Origin of the sequence: Streptomyces boncukensis (genome assembly GCF_011045075.1) — a bacterium.
GTDB lineage: Bacteria > Actinomycetota > Actinomycetes > Streptomycetales > Streptomycetaceae > Streptomyces > Streptomyces boncukensis.
The window spans coordinates 1-8,577 of record NZ_JAAKZZ010000331.1 but is presented as its reverse complement, the minus strand read 5'-3'; the positions used below and the strand labels follow the sequence as shown (position 1 = coordinate 8,577).

Below are 8,577 nucleotides of genomic sequence, written 5' to 3'. Positions count from 1 at the left end.
CCCCCCGCTCTCCCCCGAGGAGGCCGCGCGTGCGGCCCACCGCGCGGGACTGCCGCTGGACGGCGAACGGCACGCGCCGGTCGCCGCCGTCGCCCGCACCGTCCACGAGGTGCTCAGCCGGCTGCGCGACCTCGACTACGGCGACACCCCGCCCGCGCTCTCCGGCACCCCCGAAGGCCGGTGACCTGTGCACCCCTACGAGCTGACGCTGGCCCAGGCGTCCCGCGCCCTCGACGCCCGCGAGCTGTCCCCCGTGGAGCTGACCGACTCGGTCCTCGCCCGCGCCGAGGCCACCCACGACGAGCTCAACGCCTATGTGACCCGCACCGCCGAGCAGGCCAGGCGGCAGGCCGCCGAGGCCGCACGGGAGATCGCCGCCGGGCGGCGCAGGGGCCCGCTGCACGGCATCCCCATGGCGCTCAAGGACCTCATCGACACCGCGGGCATCCCCACCACCGCGGGCTCCGCCGTGTATGCGGACCGCGTCCCGGGCGAGGACAGCGCGGTGGCCGCCCGGCTGGCCGCGGCCGGCGCGGTGCTGGTGGGCAAGACGCACACCCACGAGCTGGCCTACGGCCTGACCACCCCGCAGACCCGGAACCCCCGGGCGCCAGGGCGGGTGGTGGGCGGCTCCAGCGGCGGCTCTGCGGCGGCGGTGGCGGACGGGGGAGCCGTCTTCGCGCTGGGCACCGACACCGGCGGGTCCGTCCGCGTCCCGGCCGCCCTGACCGGCACGGTCGGCCTCAAGCCGACCTACGGCCTGGTGCCGGTGGCCGGCGTGATGCCGCTGTCCTGGTCCCTCGACCACGTCGGCCCGATCACCCGTACGGCCGAGGACGCCGGGCTGGTGCTCGACGCGCTGACGGACCGCCGCGCCCAGGGGGCGCCGCCGGGCGCCGACGACGCGCCGGCCGGGCTGCGGATCGGCGTGCCGGCGAACTACTTCTTCGACCGCGTCGACCCCCAGGTGGCGGCGGTCGTACGGGCCGCCCTCGCACGGCTCGCGGCGCGCGGCGCGAAGCTCGTCGACGTCGGGATCCCGATGGCCGACACCGTGCACGCCGCCCACTGGGGCGTGATGGTGCCCGAGGCCACCGCGTACCACGAGCAGGGGCTGCGCCGCACCCCCGAGCTGTACGGGGACGATGTGCGGGGGCTGCTGGAGGCGGGCGCGCTCGTCCCGGCCGTCGACTATCTGCGCGCGCAGCGCGCCCGCACCCTGATGCGCCAGGCGTGGCACACGCTGCTGGAAGAGGTGGACGTGGTGGCCGCGCCGACCGTGCCCGCGCCCGCGGCGGCGGCCGGTCAGGAGAGGTTCACCTGGGACGACGGCAGCACGGAGGCCGTCGCCAACGCGTATGTACGGCTCTGCGCGCCCGCCAACGTCACGGGCCTGCCCGCCCTCTCCCTGCCGGCGGGCCACGACGACGCGGGGCTCCCGGTCGGGCTGCAGCTCATCGGCCGCGCCTACGCGGAGCGGCTCCTCCTGGCCGTGGGGCGCGCCTTCGAGGGCTGAGCGCCTGTCTCTCTCAGGGACAGCTCTCAGGGGCAGCTCTCAGGGGCAGCCCGTGCCCGGAACGGAGGACGGGCCCGCACCACGCGGGTGCGGGCCCGTCTCAGAAGGAGCGGTCAGCCGACTACCGTCCAGGTGTCGCTGCCGTGCAGCAGCGCGGAGAGGTCGCCCTTCCCGTTCCGCTCGACGGCGTGGTCCAGCTGCTCGGCCATCTCCGTGTCGTAGACCGGGCGCCGCACGCTCCGCAGCACCCCGATCGGCGTGTGGTGCAGCGTGGTCGGGTCGGCCAGCCGGGAGAGCGCGAAGGCCGTGCCGGGCGACTCGGCCGACGCGTCGTGGATCAGCACATCCGCCGTGCCCTCCGCGCGGACGTCCACGATGCGCAGCTCCCCGCTCGCCCGGTCGCGGACGACGCCCTTGGCCCCGAGCCCGTCCTCGGCCGGGGCGCCGAAGCGGATCGGTTCACCGTGCTCCAGCCGGATGACGGCTTCCTGGGCGAGCTCCTTGTCCTTGAGGACCTCGAAGGCGCCGTCGTTGAAGATGTTGCAGTTCTGGTAGATCTCCACCAGCGCCGTACCGGGATGGTCGGCAGCGGCACGCAGCACGCCGGTGAGGTGCTTGCGGTCCGAGTCCACCGTGCGGGCCACGAAGCTCGCCTCCGCACCGAGCGCCAGTGACACCGGGTTGAACGGGGCGTCCAGGGACCCCATGGGCGTGGACTTGGTGACCTTCCCCGACTCGGACGTGGGGCTGTACTGCCCCTTCGTCAGACCGTAGATCCGGTTGTTGAACAGCAGGATCTTGAGGTTCACATTGCGGCGCAGCGCGTGGATCAGATGGTTGCCGCCGATCGAGAGGGCGTCGCCGTCCCCCGTGACCACCCACACGCTCAGGTCCCGGCGCGAGGACGCCAGCCCCGTGGCGATGGCCGGGGCGCGGCCGTGGATGGAGTGCATGCCGTAGGTGTTCATGTAGTACGGGAAGCGGGAGGAGCAGCCGATACCCGAGACGAAGACGATGTTCTCCTTCGCCAGCCCCAGCTCGGGCATGAACCCCTGGACGGCGGCGAGCACGGCGTAGTCGCCGCACCCGGGACACCAGCGGACCTCCTGGTCCGACTTGAAGTCCTTCATGGTCTGCTTGCCCTCCGCCCGGGGCACCAGGGACAGCGCCTCCGGGGCGGCCGAAGTCTCAGCCATGGGTGATGGCCTCCTTGACTGTGCTGTTAAGGAGCTCTTCGAGCAGGGTCGCGAGCTGCTCGGCCTTGAAGGGCAGCCCGCGTACCTGCGTGTACGACTGCGCGTCGACCAGGTACCTGGCGCGCAGCAGCGTGGCCAGCTGCCCGAGATTCATCTCCGGCACGACCACCTTGTCGTAGCGGCGCAGCACCTCGCCCAGATTGCGGGGGAACGGGTTGAGGTGGCGCAGATGGGCCTGTGCGATCTCGCCCCCGGCCCGCCGGATGCGGCGCACCGCCGCCGCGATCGGGCCGTAGGTGGAGCCCCAGCCGAGCACCAGCACCTTCGCGCCCCCGCCCGGGTCGTCGACCTCCAGGTCGGGGACCTCGACGCCGTCGACCTTGGCCTGCCGGGTGCGGACCATGAAGTCGTGGTTGGCCGGGTCGTAGGAGATGTTGCCGGTGCCGTCCTGCTTCTCGATGCCGCCGACGCGGTGCTCCAGGCCGGGCGTGCCGGGCACGGCCCAGGGGCGGGCCAGGGTGTGGGGGTCGCGCTTGTACGGCCAGAAGACCTCGGTGCCGTCCTCCAGCTCGTGGTTCGGGCCGGAGGCGAACCGCACCCGCAGATCGGGCAGTTCGTCCAGGTCGGGGATGCGCCAGGGCTCGGAGCCGTTGGCGAGGTAGCCGTCGGAGAGCAGCAGGACGGGGGTGCGGTAGGTGACCGCGATCCGGGCCGCGTCCAGCGCCGCGGTGAAGCAGTCGGCGGGGGTGGCCGGGGCGACGATCGGCACCGGCGCCTCGCCGTTCCGCCCGTACATCGCCTGCAGCAGGTCCGCCTGCTCGGTCTTGGTGGGCAGCCCGGTGCTGGGCCCGCCCCGCTGGATGTCCACGATCAGCAGCGGCAGCTCCAGGCTCACCGCCAGACCGATGGTCTCGGACTTCAGCGCCACGCCGGGGCCCGAGGTGGTGGTGACGCCCAGCGAGCCGCCGAAGGCGGCGCCGAGCGCCGCGCCGATGGCGGCGATCTCGTCCTCGGCCTGGAAGGTGCGGACCCCGAAGTTCTTGTGCTTGCTCATCTCGTGCAGCACATCGGAGGCCGGGGTGATGGGGTAGGAGCCGAGGAACAGCGGAAGGTCCGCTTTCTGAGACGCGGCGATCAGCCCGTAGGACAGCGCCAGATTTCCGGAGATGTTGCGGTACGTGCCGGGCGGGAACGCGGCGGAGGCCGGGGCCACCTCGTAGGAGACCGCGAAGTCCTCGGTGGTCTCGCCGAAGTTCCAGCCCGCCCGGAACGCGGCGATATTCGCTTCCGCGACCGTCGGCTTCTTGGCGAACTTGCTGCGCAGGAACGCCTCGGTCTGCTCGGTGGGCCGGTGGTACATCCAGGACAGCAGGCCCAGCGCGAACATGTTCTTCGACCGGCCGGCCTCCTTGCGGCCCAGGTCGTACTCCTTCAGCGCCTCGACCGTCAGTGTGGTCAGCGGCACCTGGTGGACGCTGTACCCGTCCAGCGAGCCGTCCTCCAGCGGGTTGGAGTCATAGCCGACCTTCGCCATCGCACGCTTGGTGAACTCGTCCGTGTTGACGATGATCTCGGCGCCCCGCGGGACGTCCGGGAGGTTCGCCTTCAGCGCGGCCGGGTTCATGGCGACCAGCACGTCCGGGGCGTCGCCCGGCGTCAGGATGTCGTGGTCGGCGAAGTGGACCTGGAAGCTGGACACGCCGGGCAGGGTGCCCGCAGGCGCCCGGATCTCGGCTGGAAAGTTCGGCAGCGTCGACAGGTCATTGCCGAATGTGGCCGTTTCCGAAGTGAAACGGTCCCCGGTGAGCTGCATACCGTCACCGGAGTCCCCCGCGAACCGGATGATCACCCGGTCCAGGCGCCTGACCTCCTTGTCGCGTCCGTTGTCCGGACCGTTCTCCGGGCCGGACTGATGCCCGACTGGGCTACTGACCTGACTGGTCACAGTGGATCGGACCTCCCTCAAGGCGGCGGCTCGCCAGCCATCGTACGTCGCTAAGGGTTACCTTCCCGAAGGTGATCTCATGCTGGACGGCTTGCTGAGACGCCCCCGGTGTTGCGCGGTACCGATCAGCGCCGACCCGTCCCGGTCGGCGCTGGTCAGCAAGGGTCAGGAATTCAGATAGGTCAGCACGGCGAGGACCCGCCGGTGATCTGCGTCACTCTGGGAGAGGCCGAGTTTCAGAAAGATGTTGCTCACATGCTTCTCGACCGCCCCATGGCTCACCACGAGCTGCTTGGCGATCGCGGAGTTGGTGCGCCCCTCCGCCATCAGCCCCAGCACCTCCCGCTCCCGGGGGGTCAGCCCGGCCAGCACGTCCTGTTTGCGGCTCCGCCCCAGCAGCTGCGCGACCACTTCCGGGTCCAGCGCGGTGCCGCCCTCGGCGACGCGCGCGACCGCGTCCACGAATTCACGCACCTCGGCTACCCGGTCCTTGAGCAGATAGCCGACCCCCCGACTGGATCCGGCCAAGAGCTCGGTGGCGTACTGCTCCTCCACATACTGGGACAGCACCAGCACCCCGAGATCCCCGTAGGTCTCCCGCAGCTTGACGGCCGCGCGCACTCCCTCGTCCGTGTGCGTCGGCGGCATCCGGACGTCGGCCACCACCACATCCGGCGGCGCTCCCGCGTCGGCCAGCTCGGCGACGGTCCGCACGAGCGCCTCCCCGTCCCCGACACCGGCCACGACCTCGTAGCCGCGGTCCGTGAGCAGCCGCGTCAGGCCCTCCCGGAGCAGCACCGAGTCCTCGGCGATCACCACTCGCACTCTGTCCTCCGTGCGCTCCACTGTCCGGCCCCCCTGATGCGAAACCCCTCCGACACCAGCATCCCAGATCGCCCGGGGGGAGCGCCGGAGGCGGTCGCGTCCTCAGCGCCAGGGGAGTTCGGCGGTGATGCGGGTGGGGCCTCCGGGTGGGGAGTCGAGGACGAGGAGTCCGTCGACGGAGCTGAGGCGGTCGGCGAGTCCGGCGAGTCCGGAGCCTTCGGTGGTGCTGGCGCCGCCGTGGCCGTCGTCGCGTACTTGGACGAGGAGGCGTTGGTCGGTGCGCCAGACTTCGATTTCGGCGGTGTGGGCCGCGCTGTGTTTGCTGACGTTCTGGAGGAGTTCGGAGGTGGTGAAGTAGGCGATGCCTTCGATGGCGGGGGCGGGGCGGTCGGGGAGTTCGGCGGTGACGGTGACGGGGACGGTGCAGCGGGCGGCGAGGGCGGAGAGTGCGGGGCCCAGGCCGCGGTCGGTGAGGATGGCGGGGTGGATGCCGCGGGCGAGGTCGCGCAGTTCCTGGAGGGCGATTTTCACTTCGCCGTGTGCTTCGTCGACCATGCGGGCGGCGGCTTCGGGGTCTTCGAGGAGTTTCTCCTTGGCCAGGCCGAGGTCCATGGCCAGGGAGACCAGGCGGGCCTGGGCCCCGTCGTGCAGATCGCGTTCGATACGGCGCAGGTCGGCCGCCGCCGTGTCCACCACCACCCCCCGGTCCGACTCCAGCTCCGCCACCCGCCGCTCCAGCTCGTCCGACGGCGCCAGCAGCGTCCGCACCAGCAGCCGGTCCACCGTGGTCAGCCCGCGCGCGATCCACGGCAGCGCGGGCCACGCCAGCAGCAGCGCCGGCACGGTGACGAAGAACGTCAGCCCGCCCCAGGGGAGCCGGATCAGCGAGTAGAGCACCTGCCGCCAGCCCACCGGGTCCCGCAGCGTCGTCCACAGCCAGGGGAAGAAGCCGCCGCGCTCGGCGCGCAGCGGGCTGGGCTCGTCGATCCGGACGTCCAGCAGCAGCCGGGCGCGGGCGCGCTCGAACCTGCCCAGCTGACGGCACCCCCGCAGCCCCACGGCCAGCAGCGGCAGCCCGACGACGGTGACCGAGAGCAGCGCCCCCGCCCACAGCATCGCCGCGACGCAGAAGAACGCCGCTGTGTCGATCCACACATTGGTGAGCAGATGCGCGATCTCCCGCCAGGTCTGCGCGGAGAGGACGGGCCGGGGAGGGGGAAGCCGCTCGGTGTCCTCGTCCGCGGCCGGCGCTGTGGTTCTCGGGAGGCTCGCGGTCATACGCCCCAGCCTGCCCGGTCCCGGGCGGACCGCGCCATGGGGTGCGGAGGTGCCCCGGGGTGGGGATAACCCCACCGCACAGCGCCGGAGCGGCCCGTCCCGTGAACGGGTCCGGACAGAGTGTGACGCGCCGGTGCTCTCAGACCCCCGCAGGGCCTAGACTCCCGTGCGGACAGATCCTCGAACAGCACCCAGCACCTTCCACAGCACACCCACCGATCACCGGAACACCAGACAGGGGCGGACGTGCCGGACTACTTCCACGGCTACTCGGTCGTCGGACTGGTAGCGGTCCTCGGGGCGCTCTTCGTCACCGTCGCCTTCGCGGCCGGGCGGCTGCTGCGGCCCGTCGTGCCGACGCGGGAGAAGATGCTGACGTACGAGTGCGGGGTGGATCCCGTCGGCGAGGGCTGGGCGCACACCCAGGTCCGCTACTACGTCTACGCCTTCCTGTACGTCATCTTCGCCGTGGACTCCGTCTTCCTCTTCCCGTGGGCGACGGTCTTCGACGCGGCCGGATTCGGCGGAATCACGCTGGTGGAGATGTTCATCTTTCTCGGCTTCCTGGCCGTCGGCCTGCTGTACGCGTACAAGAAGGGCGTCCTGGAATGGACGTAAGCGAACCCGGCACCCCGCAGCCCCTGGAGCCCCCGCGGCTGCTGGAGCCCCCGCAGCGGACGGAGGCCGGGCCCCGGCTGGGCCCGCTCGCCCGGCTGGCCCCGGAGCCCATGAAGGTGATCCTCAACTGGGGCCGCCGCTACAGCCTGTGGGTCTTCAACTTCGGTCTCGCCTGCTGCGCCATCGAGTTCATCGCCGCCTCGATGGCCCGCCACGACTTCATCCGGCTCGGCGTCATCCCCTTCGCGCCGGGGCCCCGGCAGGCCGACCTGATGGTGGTCTCGGGCACGGTCACCGACAAGATGGCCCCCTCCGTCAAGCGCCTCTACGAGCAGATGCCGGAGCCGAAGTACGTGATCTCCTTCGGCGCCTGCTCCAACTGCGGCGGCCCGTACTGGGACTCGTACGCGGTCACCAAGGGCGTCGACCAGATCATCCCCGTCGACGTCTATGTGCCGGGCTGCCCGCCCCGGCCCGAGGCGCTGCTCCAGGGCATCCTCAAGCTCCAGGAGAAGATCGCCCAGGAGTCCACAGCGCACCGCTACCTCGGCGACAGCAAGGGCAGCGGCGACGGCAAGGGCAGCGGCGACGGCGCCCGCACCCCGGCCGGGGCCCTCACCAGCGGCCTGGTGGCGCCCCCGGGAGAGGGAGGGGGCCGGTGACCACCGTCGGCTGGCTGCCGGACGGCGCGGAGGCGCTGTTCGGCGACGGCGCCACGGCCGAGGACGCCTACGGGCTGCTGACCGTCGACGTCCCCGCCGAGTCCTGGACCTCGGCGCTGCGCGCGGCCCGGGACGACCTGGGCTGCAGCTACTTCGACTGGCTCAGCGCCGTCGACGAACCGGGCACCGGCATCCGCGTCTGCGCCCATGTCGTCGCCCTTCCCGGCGCGGGCCAGGGAATCCGCCGGCTCGTCCTGCGGACGACCGTGCCGCACGAGGCGCCCGCCCTCCCGACCGCCACCGGCGTCTACGCCGGAGCCGGCTGGCACGAGCGGGAGACCCACGAGATGTTCGGCGTCGACTTCACCGACCACCCGCACCTCGCGCCGCTGCTGCTGCCCGACGCCTTCGAGGGGCACCCGCTGCGCAAGGACTTCGTGCTCGCGGCCCGCGTCGTCAAGACCTGGCCCGGCGCCAAGGAGCCCGGGGAGTCGGGGCACGGCGGCCCCAAGCGCCGCACCATGCTCCCGCCCGGCG

The 8,577-nt window shown here is 72.1% G+C and carries 9 protein-coding genes; 5 read left to right on the top strand and 4 right to left on the bottom strand.

The window, feature by feature from the left end; translation table 11 throughout:
- The coding region (locus G5C65_RS25520) for a hypothetical protein (RefSeq protein WP_165301280.1) at positions 1-184 on the top strand (184 nt) is incomplete at its 5' end.
- Positions 185-187: 3 nt separating this feature from the next.
- A complete protein-coding gene (locus G5C65_RS25515; RefSeq protein ID WP_165301279.1) occupies positions 188-1,516 on the top strand; it encodes an amidase family protein in 1,329 nt (442 codons plus the stop codon).
- A 113-nt stretch (positions 1,517-1,629) separates the two neighbouring features.
- Here the strand turns inward: G5C65_RS25515 and G5C65_RS25510 are convergent, their stop codons facing one another.
- From G5C65_RS25510 to G5C65_RS25495, 4 genes are all read right to left on the bottom strand, one after another.
- On the bottom strand, positions 1,630-2,712 hold the full coding sequence (locus G5C65_RS25510; RefSeq protein ID WP_165301278.1) for a 2-oxoacid:ferredoxin oxidoreductase subunit beta: 1,083 nt from the start codon (positions 2,710-2,712) through the stop codon (positions 1,630-1,632).
- On the bottom strand, positions 2,705-4,657 hold the full coding sequence (locus G5C65_RS25505) for a 2-oxoacid:acceptor oxidoreductase subunit alpha (RefSeq protein ID WP_165301277.1): 1,953 nt from the start codon (positions 4,655-4,657) through the stop codon (positions 2,705-2,707). Before G5C65_RS25505 ends, G5C65_RS25510 begins: the two co-directional genes overlap by 8 nt.
- A gap of 165 nt (positions 4,658-4,822) precedes the next feature.
- Complete coding sequence (locus tag G5C65_RS25500) at positions 4,823-5,482, bottom strand: LuxR C-terminal-related transcriptional regulator (RefSeq protein ID WP_165301276.1); 660 nt, start codon at positions 5,480-5,482, stop codon at positions 4,823-4,825.
- A gap of 102 nt (positions 5,483-5,584) precedes the next feature.
- On the bottom strand, positions 5,585-6,760 hold the full coding sequence (locus G5C65_RS25495) for a sensor histidine kinase (RefSeq protein WP_165301275.1): 1,176 nt from the start codon (positions 6,758-6,760) through the stop codon (positions 5,585-5,587).
- A 246-nt stretch (positions 6,761-7,006) separates the two neighbouring features.
- On the opposite strand from G5C65_RS25495, the gene G5C65_RS25490 reads away from it, so the two are divergent.
- From G5C65_RS25490 to G5C65_RS25480, 3 genes are all read left to right on the top strand, one after another.
- Entirely contained in the window at positions 7,007-7,378 is a 372-nt protein-coding gene (locus G5C65_RS25490) for an NADH-quinone oxidoreductase subunit A (RefSeq protein WP_165301274.1), read from the top strand.
- A complete protein-coding gene (locus G5C65_RS25485) occupies positions 7,369-8,040 on the top strand; it encodes an NADH-quinone oxidoreductase subunit B (protein ID WP_206442255.1) in 672 nt (223 codons plus the stop codon). The genes G5C65_RS25490 and G5C65_RS25485 overlap by 10 nt, the downstream gene beginning before the upstream one ends.
- A partial coding sequence (locus G5C65_RS25480) for an NADH-quinone oxidoreductase subunit C (RefSeq protein WP_165301272.1) occupies positions 8,037-8,577 on the top strand: 541 nt, incomplete at its 3' end. The genes G5C65_RS25485 and G5C65_RS25480, both read left to right, overlap by 4 nt.